Source organism: Micromonospora sp. FIMYZ51, assembly GCF_038246755.1.
In the GTDB taxonomy this organism is placed as follows: domain Bacteria; phylum Actinomycetota; class Actinomycetes; order Mycobacteriales; family Micromonosporaceae; genus Micromonospora.
Genome location: NZ_CP134706.1, coordinates 5,178,517 through 5,193,731, shown reverse-complemented (window position 1 = coordinate 5,193,731; position 15,215 = coordinate 5,178,517). Strand labels below are relative to the sequence as shown.

Here is a 15,215-nt window from a genome sequence, read left to right as displayed (position 1 = left end):
GGCGGACTACGTCGTTGACGGCTCGTACCGGTCCTCGGCGAGACCCAGCAGATGACACCGCACGATCGCCCGGCACGAGGTGGCGAGCAGCAGCCCGACACCGGCCGCCATGACCGGCAACCCGATGCCGAACGGTCGCTCCACCACCGCGTTCAGCGAGCTGGCTTCGCCGAGCATGGCGAAGCTGGCCGCCACCACCGCAAGGGCGGTGACCAGGGTGCCCACTGCGGCGACCATCCCGGTCATCGCCGCCACCATGCTCCGGCGTGCGCACAGTGCGGCCCCGGCGGCCAGCACCAGCCAACCGAAGGTGAGCAGGGTCCAGCCGCCTCCGTCGCTCAGCGACGCGTACTCCCAGCCGGAGAACGACCAGAGGGCGCGCTCGCTCCGGCTGAACCAGGGCATCAGATATCCGAAGAGGGTGGTCAGGGTGGCCACCAGCATGCCCACATCGACGGCGAACAGCCGGAGCGTTGAGGTCTGCGGTGTCTCGGACATGATCCTCCTCGTTGGCCTGAAGATCAGCATCGTACGGCCCGGCCGAGCCGGGGCGACGCTGCTGTCACGGAGCTCAGCTACGCGGCACGTTGATCCGCTCGGGGATGAGCTCGTACCGCTCGGGGTCGATGGTGTCGAACGTCCCGTCGGTGATCGAGTCGATGATTCCGAAGAGCCCGTCCTCGATCTGCTTGGGGCATTATCCGGTCCGGTTCTCGCTGGCCCGATTCCCGCTGTGGCCGGTCGCCCGCTGCGCCGGCTACCCGGCGTCGCCTTCGTCGGCCGTCCTCCAGTCGGGTCGCCTCGGGGCACGGTCAGCGGAGGCGGGTGAGGGCTTCGACCTCGGCGAAGCTCGTTACCCGGTCGCACTCCTCGGGCGTCAACTTGTTGATCAGCGCCTTGGCCGCCTGGGCCTGTCTCGTGCTGGGTAGCTGGCCGGCGACGAGGTCGGGCAGGATCAGTTCGTAGCCGACCCGCGCCCGGGGATGGTACCGGGTGCGGTTGCGGGCGACGGCGAAGGAGACGCGGATGGCGTGCTCGTTGCCGGGCGGCACGTTCGGCCGGTCGGTCTCCCGGGCAGCGAAGCGCAACTCGTGGTGGTAGGCGCAGCGCTGGCAGGTGACCGGCCCGCTGGTCAGGGTGCAGCCGCAGGCCGTACAGGTGAGGCGGTCGAGAGCGGCGTCGACGACGCGCCAGTCATGCTCGTCGGGGCTGTCGATCACGAGCCAGCCCAGCGCCGTCTCGTCCGCGCTGCCCTCGGCGATGCTGAACTCGCTGCGCAGGCGGGCCCAGGCCAGGTCGAGTTCCGCCTCGATCCGACCGATGGTCCGGGCCAGGGCGGCGCTGCGCCAGCTGTCGGTCACGCCGTAGAGCATGAGGCCAGCAGCCGAGGACGCGGTACCGATTTGGTGCCGATCCCCTATCCGGCCGCGGTGGGGTTGCGGGCGGGCGTCCGGGACGGTACGCCATGCGTACGCAGACCGACCGATGGCTCCGGGTGCCCCACTCGGCGGCGGTCTGGAAGTCGAGGATGGCATGGAGTTCTTGACCAGTCCCGAGCTGTGGATCGCGTTCGCGACCCTGCTCCTGCTGGAGATCGTCTTGGGCATCGACAATGTCGTGTTCATCTCGATCCTGTCCGGTCGGCTGCCCGAGCATCAGCAGGCTCGGGCTCGCACGATCGGCATTTCGCTCGCCCTGATCACCCGCCTGCTGCTGCTGGCCTCGCTGTCCTGGATCATCGGCCTGACCGCGCCGTTGTTCACCGTGCTCGGTCAGGAGATCTCCGGACGGGATCTGATCCTGCTGCTCGGCGGGTTGTTCCTGGTCGGCAAGGCGACGTACGAGATCCACGAGCACCTGGAGGGGGCCGACCACGGCCGATCGACCAAGAAGACCGTCTCGTTCGGTGTGGTCATCGCGCAGATCCTGGTGCTGGACGTGGTCTTCTCGCTCGACTCGGTGATCACCGCGGTCGGCATGGTCGACGAACTCGCCATCATGGTGGCCGCCGTGGTCATCGCGATGATCATTATGTTGGTCTCGGCCGGCGCGGTCAGCAACTTCGTCAACCAGCATCCGACGGTCAAGATGCTGGCCCTGTCCTTCCTGCTGCTGATCGGCGCGAGCCTGATCGCGGAAAGCTTCGACCAGCACATCCCGAAGGGCTACGTGTACGGGCCGATCGCCTTCTCGATCTTCGTGGAGTTCCTCAACCTGCGGGTCCGGGCCCGCCAGCGCCGTCAGGAGGCGAAGCCGGTGCAGCTGCACCCGACGTACGTGAAGAACGCTCCGGCGCGGCCGGCGCCCGAGCCGGAGGCGACCCCGACGGCCTGATCCACGCGCAGCCCGGTCACCGGCCCGCAGCGCGCCCTGGTCGGGCCGCCGGGTCACGCGCGGTCCCCGCCGACGCCGCACGCATCCACCCGGGTGCGTGCGGCGTCGCTGGTCTGCGGCGGCCCAGCTCGCGGTGGCGGGCGGTCCGGTTCCAGCGCGTGGCGCGCCCCGGTGGGCGGCCCCAGCGCGTGGCGCGCGGCGCGCCCCGGTGGGCGGCCCCAGCGCGGTGGCGGGCCGGGCCGCTGGCGGGACCACGGCTACCCGCGCGTAACTTTTCATTGACGTTTCCAGATTGTTGCCGGCATCATCAACTCACGGTCGATCGGACACATCCACCTCCACCCCGGCAATCCCGGGTTCCCTCATGGGAGGTGCAGCGATGCTGCTCCGAAAGGCTGTCCCCGTCCTCGCGCTCACCCTCGCCGCCGCCCTGTTCACCCCGGCCGCCGCCACCGCGGCCCCGGCGCGGACCGCGCCGGCGCCGAAGCCACCCCCGCCACCGGAAAGGCCGCCCCCGCCACCGGGCAGTCCGCCCCCGGTAAAGCCGCTACCGGGCCGGCCGGCGCCGGGCAGGCCGCCGCCGACGACGGGCTGCGGGCGCTCGCCAGCGCCAACCCGGTAATCGTCGTCGGCGGACTCAGCGGCATCGCCGCCGTCTACGAGCCGCTCGCCGCCCGGCTGCGCGCCGACGGCTACCGGGTCTGGATCTACCAACTGCCCAACCTCGGGCTCGGCGACATCGCCGCCTCCGCCAACAGCCTGCGCAGCTTCGTCGGGCAGGTCCGGGCCAACACCGGCGCGAGCCGGATCGACCTGGTCGCGCACTCCGAGGGCGGCCTGGCCAGCCGCTACTACATCAAGAACCTCGGCGGCGGCGAGGTGATCGGTCGCTACGTCAGCCTGGGTACGCCGCAGTACGGCACGTACGTCGCGAACATCGTGGCGTTCCTCGGACTGGGCAGCTGCGCCGGTGTCGTCGCCTGCCAGCAGATGACGATCGGCTCGTCGTTCCTGACCGCGCTCAACGCCGGTGACGACACCCCGGGCGCGGTGCGCTGGACCACCGTACGCACCTGGCAGGACGAGTTGGTCCGGCCGGTCGACAACGCGATGCTTGCCGACGGCGCCACAAACGTGCTGATCCAGGCCAGGTGTCCGCTCCGGGTGGTCGGCCACCTGGCCCTGGTGGTCGACGGCACCACCTACTCCGTGATCCGCCAGGCTCTCCGGGACCAACCCATCAACCCCAACTGCCTGGCCCTCTGACATCCCACCGCCCTCCGTCGCCACCGCCACCCCGCCAGCTACGCGGATCTTGCACTTTCCGTCGGGGTCAACTGCCCATACCGGGGCGTAACACCGACCAAAAGTGCGAGATCGGCGAGGTTGAGGGGGTGGCGGTGGGTTTTTGGGGGATCACAGATGGTTATCGAGGAGGAGCGGTTCGGCGCGGACTGGCGCGAGGGGCGTACCATTCCGGCGCGCGGTCGCTGTCGCCCGCGATCGACCGTCCGGCGCGGTTCCGCTCGCCGGACTGCGCGCGTACGCCGTGCGCCGTTGGACAATTGTTCCGCTTTGCGCAAGGGGTCGGGCCGTTGTCCGACCCGGAGGAGAGACTAGCCTGATGGGCGTGACACGCCGCGCGAAGATCGTCTGCACTCTTGGCCCCGCCACCTCGTCGCCCGAGCGCATCCGTGGGCTCGTCGAGGCCGGCATGAATGTGGCGAGGCTCAACTTCAGCCACGGCAGCCACGCCGACCACGAGGCGGTGTACCACCTCGTGCGGGAGGCCGCCGAGGCGGCCGGCCAGCCGGTGGCGATCCTGGCCGACCTCCAGGGGCCGAAGATCCGGCTGGGCCGGTTCGCCGACGGCCCGCACGAGTGGCGCACCGGTGACTCCGTGGTGATCACCGGCGACGACATCCTGGGCAGCAAGGACCGGGTCTCGTGCACCTACCGGAAGCTGCCGCAGGAGGTCAAGCCGGGTGACCGGCTGCTGATCGACGACGGCCGGGTGGCCGTCGAGGTCACCGATGTCACCGGCAACGACATCCGGGTGCTGGTCACCGAGGGCGGGCCGGTCAGCAACAACAAGGGCGTCTCGCTGCCCAACGTGGCGGTAAGCGTGCCCGCGCTGTCGGAGAAGGACGCCGCGGACCTGCGCTTCGCGCTCAACCTCGGTGTCGACCTGATCGCGCTCTCCTTCGTCCGCTCCGCCGAGGACATCAAGCTGGCCCACGCCATCATGAGCGAGGTCGGCGTGCACCGGCCGGTGCTGGCCAAGGTCGAGAAGCCGGAGGCGGTGGACCACCTCGAGGCGATCGTGCTCGCCTTCGACGGGGTCATGGTCGCCCGTGGCGACCTGGGCGTGGAACTGCCGCTGGACGAGGTGCCGCTGGTGCAGAAGCGCGCCGTGCAGCTGTGCCGGGAGAACGCCAAGCCGGTCATCGTGGCCACCCAGATGCTCGACTCGATGATCGAGAACTCCCGGCCGACCCGCGCCGAGGCGTCCGACGTCGCCAACGCCGTGCTCGACGGCGCCGACGCGGTGATGCTCTCCGGCGAGACCAGCGTGGGCAAGTACCCGGTGCTCACGGTCAGCACCATGGCCAAGATCGTCAAGACCACCGAGGCCGGTTCGATCGCGGTGCCCCGACTTCAGCACGATCCGCGTACGCACGGCGGCGCGCTCACCGTCGCGGCGTCCTCGATCGCCCGGGCCATCGGCGCCAAGGCCCTGGTGGCGTTCTCGCAGACCGGTGACACCGTGCGGCGGCTGAGCCGGCTGCACTGCGACCTGCCGCTGCTGGCCTTCACCCCGGTGCCCGAGGTGCACGCCCAGCTCGCCCTCTGCTGGGGCGTGGAAACCTTCCTGATGCCGTTCGTGCAGCACACCGACGACATGTTCCGCCAGGTCGACCAGGCGCTGCTCGGGCTGAACCGGGCCACCCCCGGCGACTACGTGGTGATCGTCGCCGGCAGCCCGCCCGGCACCCCCGGCTCGACCAACACCCTGCGGGTGCACCAGCTCGGTTCGCTTGTCGACGCGGCGTCTGCGCGGGCGTTGCAGTGACGACCGAGCCGATCGTCGGTCAGGCCGCCGTCGACCAGCTGCTGGAGGTGCTCGACCTCGCGTCGACCGGCACCATGTCGTTCCGGGGGATGAGCCCGCCGGTCGGCCCGCAGCGGGTGTACGGCGGCCAGGTCGCCGGTCAGGCTCTGGTCGCCGCCGGCCGGACCGTCGATCCCGAGCGGGTGGTTCACTCGCTGCACGGCTACTTCGTGCGCGGCGGGGACCCGGTCGAGCCGATCGAGTACGAGGTGGAGAACATCCGCGACGGCCGCTCCTTCTCGGTCCGCCGCTCGGTCGCGCTCCAGCACGGTAAGCCGATCTTCTTCATGTCCGCCTCGTTCCAGCGGCCGGAGGAGGGGCTTGACCATCAGGCTCCGGTCCCGCCGGACGTGCCCGGGCCGGAGGCGGTCCCCACCATGTCCGACCGGCTCGCCCGCTATCCGGAGCGGCTGGGCATCTGGGGGCAGATCCCGCGCCCCATCGACGTACGTTATATCGGGGAGCCCGGCTGGGTGCGTCCCGGCGACCGGCCGGCCGACCCGCACCAGCGGGTCTGGATGCGCATCGACGGCAAGCTGCCCGACGACCCGCTGCTGCACGCCTGCGCGCTCACCTACGCCTCCGACCTGACCCTGCTCGACTCGGTGCTCTCCACGCACGGCGAGGTGTGGGGGCCGGGCGGGGTGGTCGGCGCCAGCCTGGACCACGCGCTCTGGTTCCACCGGACGTTCCGCGCCGACGAGTGGTTCCTCTACGACTGCTGGAGCCCGTCCGCCTCGGGCGCCCGGGGCCTGGCCGCCGGCCGGCTGTTCACCGTCGAGGGGCGGCACATCGCCAGCGCCGTGCAGGAAGGGCTGCTGCGCCGGGTCGGTGAGTGATCCCGTGCCGGAAGGGCTGCTGCGCCGGGTCGGTGAGTGATCCCGTGCAGGAAGGGCTGCTGCGCCGGGTCGGTGAGTGACCCGAAGGCCCGCATAACCGAGCGGGTCGATTGGTGAAGGGGTGATCGTCCGGCCGGATCGCCCGGCCGTTAACCTGTCCGCCATGCGCCTCTCCGCCCGGGTCGACTATGCCCTCCGAGCGGTCACCGAGTTGGCCTCGGTGGCCGGTGTGGGCCGGGGTCGTCCGGTCACCGCCGAACAGATCGCCCGCGCTCAGGAGATCCCGCCGAAGTTCCTGGAGAGCATCCTGCTGCAACTGCGCCGCGGTGGCGTCGTGCAGGCCCAGCGTGGCCCGGAGGGCGGCTACTGGCTGGCCCGCCCGGCCGAGGAGATCTCCCTGGCCGAGGTGATCCGGGTGATCGACGGGCCGCTGGCCCACATCCGGGGACAGCGCCCCGAACAACTCGGCTACACCGGGGCGGCCCGCGCGCTCCAGGACGTCTGGATCGCGCTGCGGGCCAGCGAGCGGCAGATCCTCGAACTGGTCACGGTGGCCGACGTGGCGCAGGGCAGCCTGCCCGAGCCGGTCACCAAGCTGGCGGCCGACCCGGACGCCTGGACCTGACCCAGCACCCCACGGCGCATTCGTCCCACTGACCGGTCAGGGGTTGACCGGAGGCCCTCCCGTGCCGCATTGTCGACCAAGTCGATAGGAGATGCCGAAAAGATGGGAGGCGTCCGTGCGCAAGCTGCTGGTGATCGCACTTGTCGGGCTCGCCGCGCAACTGGTCGACGGCGCGCTCGGCATGGCATACGGGCTGACCTCCACAACGCTGCTGCTGCTGGCCGGTGTCGCACCGGCGGCGGCGTCCGCGTCGGTGCACCTGGCCGAGATCGGCACCACCCTCGCCTCCGGGGCGGCACACTGGCGGTTCGGTAACGTCGACTGGCAGGTGGTGCGCCGCATCGCGCTACCCGGCGCGATCGGTGCCTTCGCCGGTGCCACCTTCCTCAGTGCACTCTCCACCGAGGCGGCGGCCCCCTGGATGGCCGCGATCCTGTTCACGCTCGGCGCGTACCTGCTCGTCCGCTTCTCCCGACCGTTGCGTCGCAGTCCGGCCGCCGGCCGCCTGCGCGGGCGCTTCCTCGCCCCCCTCGGGCTGGTCGCCGGCTTCGTCGACGCCACCGGCGGCGGCGGTTGGGGACCGGTCGCCACGCCGGCCCTGCTGGTCAGCGGGCGGCTGGCGCCGCGCAAGGTGATCGGCTCGGTGGACACCTCCGAGTTCGTGGTCGCCAGCGCGGCAAGCCTCGGTTTCGTGATCGGCCTCGGCACCGAGGGTTTCCTGCTGCCGATCGTGCTCGCTCTGCTCGCCGGTGGCCTGATCGCCGCCCCGATCGCGGCGTGGCTGGTCCGGATCATCCCGGCCCAGTTGCTCGGCGCGGCGGTCGGCGGCGTGATCGTGCTTACCAACGCCCGGGTCCTGATGCGCGCCGTCGATCTGGACGGCACCCTGCCGGTGCTGGTCTACCTGCTGCTGGCCGCCGGCTGGGCCACCGCGCTGGTGCTGGCGGTCCGGCTGTTGCGGCGTACCCGCCGCGAGCGCGCCCTCGCCGAGGCGGCGTCCGGCGGACCGGACGGCGCCGACGTCGCGCCCGACCCGGCTCGGGCGGGCGCCCTCTCCGGCGTCGACCGCTGACCCCGGTCCATCCGGGCGGCCGGCACCGACCGCTTACCGGTCCATCCGGGCGGCAGCTGCGGCGCTGACCCCGGCTCAGCCGGGCGGTGCGAGTGCCGTCGCGGCCTCGGCGAGCAGCTGCCAGGCCTCGTCCACGTGGGCCTCGGTGCTCTGCGGCGCGCCGACGGCGAGGCGCAGCGTGTACCGACCGGCCACCCGGGTGTGCGTCAGGAACACCCGGCCGGTCGCGTTCACCGCCGCGAGCAGCTGCTCGTTCGCCCCGTCGGGGGCGCGCAGCCGGAAAACGACAAGCGCGTACGGGTGCGGGCCGACCAACTCGAAGCGGTCGTCGGCGCGTACCCGGTCGGCGAAGCGGGCGGCCAGGGCCACCGTCCGGCGGATGTGCGTACGCAGACCCTCGACGCCGTACCAGCGCAGCACGAACCACAGCTTGAGGGCACGGAACCGCCGGCCCAGCGGCACCTGCCAGTCCCGGTAGTCGATCACCGCGCCGGACTCGGTGGCCGCGTTGCGCAGGTACTCCGGCAGGACGGTCAACGCTTCGACCAGCTCGTCGGCGTCGGCGACCCAGAACGCGTCGCAGTCGAAGCCGGTGAGCAGCCACTTGTGCGGGTCGAAGCAGTAGGAGTCGGCGTACTCCAGGCCGGCGTGGCCGAACCGCAGCTCCGGGCAGACCGCCGCGGCACCCGCGTACGCGGCGTCGACGTGCAGGAACACCCCGTACTCGGCGCAGACGGGTCCGATCAACGGCAACGGGTCCACCGCCGTGCTGGAGGTGGTGCCGACGGTCGCCACGACCAGCGCGGGCACCACCCCGGCCGCCCGGTCCGCCTCGATCGCGGCGCGCAGCGCCGTCACCGACATGGCCTGGCTCTCCGGGTCCACCTCGATCAGCCGTACCCCGTCGCTGCCGAGGCCGGCGATCCGGGCGGCCTTCTCGATTGACGAGTGCGCCTCGGTGGAGGCGTACACCCGGTAGCGGCGGTCGACGCCCACCTCGCGCCACCGCCCGCCGGCGGCCCGGTGCAGGGCGACCAGGGTGGCCACCAGCGTGGCGGACGAGGCCGAGTCCTGGATGACGCCACCGCCGGGGCCGGTGGAGCGGAACCGCGCCGGCAGGTCCAGCGCCTCCGCCAGCCAGTCGAGCATCACCGTCTCCAGCTCGGTGCAGGCCGGACCGGTGGCCCAGAGCATGCCCTGTACGCCCAGGCCGGCGCTGACCAGGTCGCCAAGCACGCTGGGGCCGGACGTGTTGGCCGGAAAGTAACCGAAGAAGCCGGGGTGTTGCCAGTGCGTGAGCCCCGGCGCGACCAGCTTGTCCAGGTCGGCGAGGACCGCCTCGACCGGCTCGCCCCGCTCCGGCGGTCCGGCCGGTAGGCCGGCGGCCACCGTGCCGGGCGGGTCCTGGGAGGTGACCGGGCGCTCGGGCAGCGTGGCCCAGTAGTCCGCGATCCAGTCGACCACCGCGTGCCCGGCCTGGCGAAACTCCTCTGGAGTCATGTGTGCAGCCACCCCGTGAGTTGATCAAAGAGACCCGGCTTCAGGCAAGCTGAGCAGGCCGATTGTCTCAAGAAAGCGCTTGCCCTAGCATCGCAGATGCGCGGGAGCGTACTCATGGGCATCGATCAATCGAGATCTTTCCAGCAGCGCGGCACCTCGTCGGCTCCGGGCACGGCCGGCGACCAACGACCCGGTCGGCTTCGGGCACGGCCGGCGGACCACCGGCTGCCGCGCGTCCGACCTCCACCGGAGGAACCATGCATCGCACCGCCCCCCGGGCGGCCCTGCTCGCCGCGGCTACCGCCACCGCTGTCGCTGCCGCCGGCGCGCTGACCACCCTGACCGCCTCGGCCGCCGCCGTTGGATGTCGCGTCGACTACCGCGTCACCAACCAGTGGACCGGCGGCTTCGGCGCCGACGTCACCGTCACCAACCTCGGCGACCCGGTCAACGGCTGGACGCTTACCTGGTCCTACGCCAGTGGGCAGCAGATCACCCAGGTCTGGAACGCCACCGTCACCCAGTCCGGCGCCCAGGTGAGCGCCCGCAACGTCGACTACAACGCCACCATCGGCACCAACGCCAGCGTCAACTTCGGCTTCAACGGCTCCTGGAGCGGCAGCAACCCGGCCCCGACCAGCTTCGCCCTGAACGGCACCAGCTGCACCGGCGGCACCACCCCGACCACGCCGCCGGCCCCCACCACGCCGGCCCCCACCACGCCGGCACCCACCACGCCGGCACCCACCACGCCGGCACCCACCACGCCGGCACCCACCACGCCACCGCCGACCACCCCGCCGCCGACCACCCCGCCGGCCGGCGCGATGCAGGCGGAGAACCTGGACCGGGGCCTGATCAGCGTCCGCTCCGGCTCGGCCAACCTGGTCTCCTGGCGGCTGCTCGGCACCGAGACCACCGGCGTGGCGTTCAACCTCTACCGGGGTACGACCAGGGTGAACGCCAGCCCGATCACCGGCGCCACCAACTACCTCGACAGCGGCGCTCCGGCCGGGGCGGCGTACACCGTGCGGGCCGTGGTGGACGGCGCCGAACAGGCCGCCTCCGCACCGGCGCTCCAGTTCCCGGCCGGCTACCTCGACGTGCCGTTGCAGATCCCGCCGGGTGGCACCACGCCCAGCGGCGAGGCGTACACCTACAGCGCCAACGACGCAAGCGTCGGCGACCTGGACGGCGACGGCCGGTACGAGTTCGTGCTCAAGTGGGACCCGTCCAACGCCAAGGACAACTCCCAGTCCGGCTACACCGGCAACGTCTACGTCGACGCGTACACCCTGACCGGCACCCGGCTGTGGCGCATCGACCTCGGCCGCAACATCCGGGCCGGCGCCCATTACACCCAGTTCCAGGTGTACGACTACGACGGCGACGGGCGCGCCGAGGTGGCCATGAAGACCGCCGACGGCACCCGCACCGGCACCGGCCAGGTGATCGGCAACGCCAGTGCCGACCACCGCAACTCCAGCGGATACGTGCTCGCCGGGCCGGAGTACCTGACCATGTTCGACGGTCGTACCGGTGCCGCCCTCTCCACCGTCAACTACGACCCGCCGCGCGGCACCGTCTCCTCCTGGGGCGACTCGTACGGCAACCGGGTCGACCGCTTCCTCGCCGGCACCGCGTACCTGGACGGCCAACGGCCCTCACTGATCATGGCGCGCGGCTACTACACCCGCGCGGTCGTCGCCGCCTGGGACTTCCGCAACGGCACCCTCACCAAGCGGTGGACCTTCGACTCCAACACCAGCGGCAACGGAGCCGCCGCCGGGCAGGGCAACCACAGCCTCTCGGTGGCCGATGTCGACGGCGACGGCCGGCAGGAGATCGTCTACGGCGCGGCCACCATCGACGACAACGGCCGACTGCTGTGGTCCACCGGACTCGGCCACGGCGACGCCGGGCACGTCGGCGACCTCGACCCGTCCCGCCCGGGCCTGGAGTACTTCAAGGTCAGCGAAGAAGCCAGCCGGCCCAGCTCCTGGTTCGCCGACGCCCGCACCGGCCAGATCCTCTGGTCCACCGCGGCCGGCGGGGACAACGGCCGGGGCGTCTCCGCCGACATCTGGGCCGGCAGCCCCGGCGCCGAATCCTGGTCGGCCGCGGTGAGCGGCCTGGCCAACACCCGAGGCCAGAACGTCGGCCGCAAGCCCTCCTCGACGAACTTCCTCATCTGGTGGGACGGCGACCCGGTTCGCGAACTGCTCGACGCCACCCGGATCGACAAGTACGGCACCAGCAGCGACACCCGGTTGCTCACCGCCAGCGGGGTCTCGTCAAACAACGGCACCAAGGCCACCCCGAACCTCTCCGCCGACCTGTTCGGCGACTGGCGGGAAGAGGTGGTCTGGCGCACCACCGACAGCCGGGCGCTGCGCATCTACAGCACTCCGACGGCGACCAACCTCCGGCTGCACACCCTGCTGCACGACCTGCAATATCGGGTCGCGATCGCCTGGCAGAACACCGCCTACAACCAGCCCCCGCACCCGAGCTTCTTCCTCGGTGACGGGATGGCCAGCCCGCCCGCACCCCGCATCTACCTGCGTTGACCCGCCGGTAGGAAAACGGAACAGGCACCGGGCCGCAATCGCGGAATCCGCTCAATCGCGGCCCGGTGCCCCACACCGCGGCACCCCCGACCCGTCCCGACCGGGGAGTGCCGTACCACCACCGGAACCAACATTAGGCAGCGTCCGCGTCGCGAGGGTGACGCTGTCATGAAGCTCATGTTTCATGGTCCGGAACCGCTGTGACCTGGGCCACCAAGCCGCCGAGCGGAAAGCCCGCGCCGTCGCCCGGACCGGCTGGCTACGTCAGCCGCCCAACCCGGCCGCCCGGCCGCGCAGACCCCCGGCGACCTCCTCGGCGATCAGCTCGAACGAACGCACCCGGTCGGCAACGTCGTACACCATCGTGGTGAGCATCAACTCGTCCGCACCGGTGCGCGCCAACAACTCACCCAACTGGCCGCGGACCGTCTCCGGCGAGCCGGTCGCCTGCCCCTGCCGCCGCTGCGCCAGGAACTCCCGCTCCAGATCCTGGTACGGATACGCGGCAGCCTCCTCCGGCGTGGCGAGCGGCTCGGGCCGCCCCGCGCGCAGCCGCAGAAACGACAACCCGGCCGGCCCGGCCAGCCACTCCGCTCGCTCGTCGGTCTCCGCACAGACCGCGTTCACCGCCACCATCGCGTACGGCTCGCGCAGCCATTGCGACGGCCGGAAACTCTGCCGGTACAGCGCCAGCGCGGGCAGCGTGTTCTCGGCGCTGAAATGGTGCGCGAACGAGAACGGCAGCCCCAACGCGCCGGCCAACTGGGCGCTGAACCCGCTGGAACCCAGCAGCCAGACCGCCGGCCGCTGGCCGCGCCCCGGGGTGGCCGTGATCGGCCCACCCGCGTCGTCGGCGAAGTAGTTCATCAGATCGGCCAGCTCGCGCGGGAAACCCTCGGCCGACAACCCCTCCATCGTCCGGCGCAACGCCAGCGCGGTCATCCGGTCGGTGCCCGGCGCCCGGCCGATGCCCAGGTCGATGCGGCCCGGATGCAGCGCCTCAAGCGTCCCGAACTGCTCGGCGACCACCAACGGCGCATGGTTGGGCAGCATCACCCCACCCGAGCCGAGCCGGATCCGTTCGGTCTGCGCGGCCAGGTGCGCGATCAGCACCGCCGGCGCCGACGACGCGATGGCCGGCATGTTGTGGTGCTCGGCCACCCAGAACCGGTGGTAGCCCAGCTCGTCGGTGCGCCGGGCCAGCTCGGTGGTGTGCCGCAGCGCCTCGCCGGCGGAGGCGCCGGCCGCGACGGGGGCGAGGTCGAGAACAGAAAGCGGTACGTCGATCACACGCCTGGCCAACCCGGCAGATGCCGGATTTGTTCCCGCCGCGGCACCGGTGTGATCAGCCCATCCCACGCGCCTGCTCGAAGATCAGGCTGGTCTGGGTGTGCTGCACCGCAGGATCCACGGCCAGATGATCCAGGACGAAGTCCCGCAGCGCCTCCGCCGAGGCGGCCCGCACGTGCAGCACGTAGTCATCCGCCCCCGCCACGTGGAACACCGACACCACCCCGGGCAGCCGCACCGAACGGGCCCGGAACGCGTCCACCGCCCCCCGGGCATGCTCGGTCAGCCGTACCGACACCAGCGCCTGCAACGGCAGACCCACCGCCGCCGGGTCCACCTCGGCGTGGAACCCGCGGATCGCGCCACTTTCCCGCAGCGCCCGGGTCCGCGCCAGACAGGTGGACGGGGCCACCCCCACCCGCTCGGCGAGGGCGTTGTTCGGCAGCCGCCCGTCCGCGGACAACTCGGCCAGGATCGCGCGGTCGGTGTCGTCGAGGGCCGCGAACGGCCGTACATCATTCGATGCGAGGGGCATGCGGCCATCCTTCACCGAACCAGCCCAACACGGAAGGCGTTTTCCGCGAATGATGTTCGGAGGTATTGCCCCTGGTCAGCTGCATGTTCGATCCTGTCCAGCATGGTGACCGTGGACACCCGAGCCGTGCACGCCGGCCGCGACGACCTCGCGGCCCTCGGCGTCCACGTGCCACCGATCGACCTGTCGACCACCAACCCTCTACCGTCGGTCGAGGCCGGCGGAGACGCATACGAGACCCTGGCCACCGGTAACCCGGCACCGGCCGGCACCAGCGCCGTCTACCAGCGGCTGTGGAACCCCACCGTGGCCCGCTTCGAAACCGCCCTCGCCGAGCTGGAGGGCACCGCCGAAGCGGTAGCCTTCGCCAGCGGCATGGCCGCCCTCACCGCCGCCCTGCTCGCCGCCACCCACACCGGCAAACGACATTTGGTTGCCGTCCGCCCCCTCTACGGCGGCACCGACCACGTACTCGCCACCGGCCTGCTCGGCACCGAGGTCAGCTGGGCCCGCCCCGAGGAGGTCGCCGCCGCCATCCGCCCCGACACCGCCCTGGTGATCGCCGAGACCCCGGCCAACCCCACCCTCGACCTGCTCGACATCGCCGCCCTTGCCGACGCCGCCGGCGAGGTGCCGCTGCTCATCGACAACACGGTCGCCACCCCGGTGCTCCAACAACCCACCCGGCACGGCGCCCGGCTCGTCCTGCACAGCGCCACCAAGAGCATCGGCGGCCACGGCGACGTCCTCGCCGGAGTGCTCGCCTGCGACACCGAATGGGCCGTCCGGCTGCGCCAGGTCCGCGCCCTCACCGGCGCGATCCTGCACCCGCTCGGCGGGTACCTGCTGCACCGCGGCCTACAGACGCTGCCACTGCGGGTACGCGCCCAGCAGGCCGGCGCGGAGAAGCTCGCCGCCTGGCTCAGCGACCATCCGGCGGTGACCCGGGTACACCACCCCGGCGTCAACGACCCGGCCGGGCTCGTCGGCCGGCAGATGTCCGGCCCCGGCAGCCTGCTCGCCTTCGAGGTACGCGGCGGCGCGCCCGCCGCAGCGGCGGTGGCCGGCGCCTGCCGGCTGATCACCCACGCCGTCTCCCTCGGCGGCGTCGACACCCTCATCCAGCACCCGGCATCGCTTACCCACCGCCCGGTCGAGCGGGACGCGAAGCCCGTGCCCGGACTGTTGCGGGTCTCGGTCGGCCTGGAGGACCCGGAGGACCTCCGCGCCGACCTGGCCCAGGCGCTCGCCGCGAGCTGACCGCGAGGCAGCCGAGCTGGTCGGGCCGGATGGCGGGTGGCCGGGATGACGGGTGGCCGGGGCGCCGGAGCCGGCCGA

At 71.9% G+C, this 15,215-nt stretch carries 12 protein-coding genes and 1 pseudogene; 8 read left to right on the top strand and 5 right to left on the bottom strand.

Going from position 1 to position 15,215, the window contains the following annotated elements; all coding sequences use genetic code 11:
* Nucleotides 1-6 precede the first annotated feature (6 nt).
* Both QQG74_RS23150 and QQG74_RS23145 read right to left on the bottom strand, forming a co-directional pair.
* The gene (locus QQG74_RS23150; protein ID WP_341716849.1) at nt 7-498 is read right to left on the bottom strand and encodes a hypothetical protein; all 492 of its coding nucleotides are present in this window, start codon (nt 496-498) and stop codon (nt 7-9) included.
* A 314-nt stretch (nt 499-812) separates the two neighbouring features.
* Complete coding sequence (locus tag QQG74_RS23145; protein WP_341716848.1) at nt 813-1,361, bottom strand: hypothetical protein; 549 nt, start codon at nt 1,359-1,361, stop codon at nt 813-815.
* 172 nt (nt 1,362-1,533) lie between these two features.
* Between QQG74_RS23145 and QQG74_RS23140 the strand changes: the two genes are divergently transcribed.
* From QQG74_RS23140 to QQG74_RS23115, 6 genes and pseudogenes are all read left to right on the top strand, one after another.
* Complete coding sequence (locus QQG74_RS23140) at nt 1,534-2,334, top strand: TerC family protein (protein ID WP_341716847.1); 801 nt, start codon at nt 1,534-1,536, stop codon at nt 2,332-2,334.
* Nucleotides 2,335-2,713: 379 nt separating this feature from the next.
* Nucleotides 2,714-3,600 (top strand): annotated as a pseudogene (locus QQG74_RS23135) (alpha/beta fold hydrolase).
* Nucleotides 3,601-3,958: 358 nt separating this feature from the next.
* The gene (pyk, locus tag QQG74_RS23130) at nt 3,959-5,407 is read left to right on the top strand and encodes a pyruvate kinase (protein WP_341716846.1); all 1,449 of its coding nucleotides are present in this window, start codon (nt 3,959-3,961) and stop codon (nt 5,405-5,407) included.
* Complete coding sequence (locus QQG74_RS23125) at nt 5,404-6,285, top strand: acyl-CoA thioesterase II (protein WP_341716845.1); 882 nt, start codon at nt 5,404-5,406, stop codon at nt 6,283-6,285. The genes pyk and QQG74_RS23125 overlap by 4 nt, the downstream gene beginning before the upstream one ends.
* A gap of 163 nt (nt 6,286-6,448) precedes the next feature.
* Entirely contained in the window at nt 6,449-6,910 is a 462-nt protein-coding gene (locus tag QQG74_RS23120) for an Rrf2 family transcriptional regulator (RefSeq protein WP_341716844.1), read from the top strand.
* A gap of 115 nt (nt 6,911-7,025) precedes the next feature.
* Nucleotides 7,026-7,982, top strand: coding sequence for a sulfite exporter TauE/SafE family protein (locus QQG74_RS23115; RefSeq protein ID WP_341716843.1), 957 nt, complete (start codon nt 7,026-7,028; stop codon nt 7,980-7,982).
* A 75-nt stretch (nt 7,983-8,057) separates the two neighbouring features.
* Here QQG74_RS23115 and QQG74_RS23110 read toward each other — a convergent pair whose 3' ends face one another.
* Nucleotides 8,058-9,482, bottom strand: coding sequence for a pyridoxal-dependent decarboxylase (locus QQG74_RS23110; protein ID WP_341716842.1), 1,425 nt, complete (start codon nt 9,480-9,482; stop codon nt 8,058-8,060).
* A 257-nt stretch (nt 9,483-9,739) separates the two neighbouring features.
* Here QQG74_RS23110 and QQG74_RS23105 point away from each other — a divergent pair, with 257 nt between their 5' ends.
* Nucleotides 9,740-12,052, top strand: coding sequence for a cellulose binding domain-containing protein (locus QQG74_RS23105; RefSeq protein WP_341716841.1), 2,313 nt, complete (start codon nt 9,740-9,742; stop codon nt 12,050-12,052).
* A 264-nt stretch (nt 12,053-12,316) separates the two neighbouring features.
* On the opposite strand, the gene QQG74_RS23100 is transcribed toward QQG74_RS23105, so the two are convergent.
* Together QQG74_RS23100 and QQG74_RS23095 are read right to left on the bottom strand one after the other, a co-directional pair.
* Entirely contained in the window at nt 12,317-13,342 is a 1,026-nt protein-coding gene (locus QQG74_RS23100; RefSeq protein WP_341716840.1) for an LLM class flavin-dependent oxidoreductase, read from the bottom strand.
* Nucleotides 13,343-13,397: 55 nt separating this feature from the next.
* Nucleotides 13,398-13,877: an Lrp/AsnC family transcriptional regulator gene (locus tag QQG74_RS23095; protein ID WP_341716839.1), complete on the bottom strand. Its 480-nt coding sequence runs from the start codon at nt 13,875-13,877 to the stop codon at nt 13,398-13,400.
* Nucleotides 13,878-13,979: 102 nt separating this feature from the next.
* Between QQG74_RS23095 and QQG74_RS23090 the strand changes: the two genes are divergently transcribed.
* Nucleotides 13,980-15,137 carry a PLP-dependent transferase gene (locus tag QQG74_RS23090; protein WP_341716838.1) on the top strand — a complete coding sequence of 386 codons (1,158 nt, stop codon included), beginning with the start codon at nt 13,980-13,982 and terminating at the stop codon, nt 15,135-15,137.
* The last annotated feature ends 78 nt before the right edge of the window (nt 15,138-15,215 follow it).

What these genes read in the sequence shown, in the direction of transcription:
- QQG74_RS23150 (WP_341716849.1), bottom strand. Translation starts at nt 498, where the DNA reads ATGTCCGAGACACCGCAGACCTCAACGCTCCGGCTGTTCGCCGTCGAT.
- QQG74_RS23140 (WP_341716847.1), top strand. Translation starts at nt 1,534, where the DNA reads ATGGAGTTCTTGACCAGTCCCGAGCTGTGGATCGCGTTCGCGACCCTG.
- pyk (WP_341716846.1), top strand. Translation starts at nt 3,959, where the DNA reads ATGGGCGTGACACGCCGCGCGAAGATCGTCTGCACTCTTGGCCCCGCC.
- QQG74_RS23120 (WP_341716844.1), top strand. Translation starts at nt 6,449, where the DNA reads ATGCGCCTCTCCGCCCGGGTCGACTATGCCCTCCGAGCGGTCACCGAG.
- QQG74_RS23110 (WP_341716842.1), bottom strand. Translation starts at nt 9,482, where the DNA reads ATGACTCCAGAGGAGTTTCGCCAGGCCGGGCACGCGGTGGTCGACTGG.
- QQG74_RS23105 (WP_341716841.1), top strand. Translation starts at nt 9,740, where the DNA reads ATGCATCGCACCGCCCCCCGGGCGGCCCTGCTCGCCGCGGCTACCGCC.
- QQG74_RS23095 (WP_341716839.1), bottom strand. Translation starts at nt 13,877, where the DNA reads ATGCCCCTCGCATCGAATGATGTACGGCCGTTCGCGGCCCTCGACGAC.
- QQG74_RS23090 (WP_341716838.1), top strand. Translation starts at nt 13,980, where the DNA reads ATGGTGACCGTGGACACCCGAGCCGTGCACGCCGGCCGCGACGACCTC.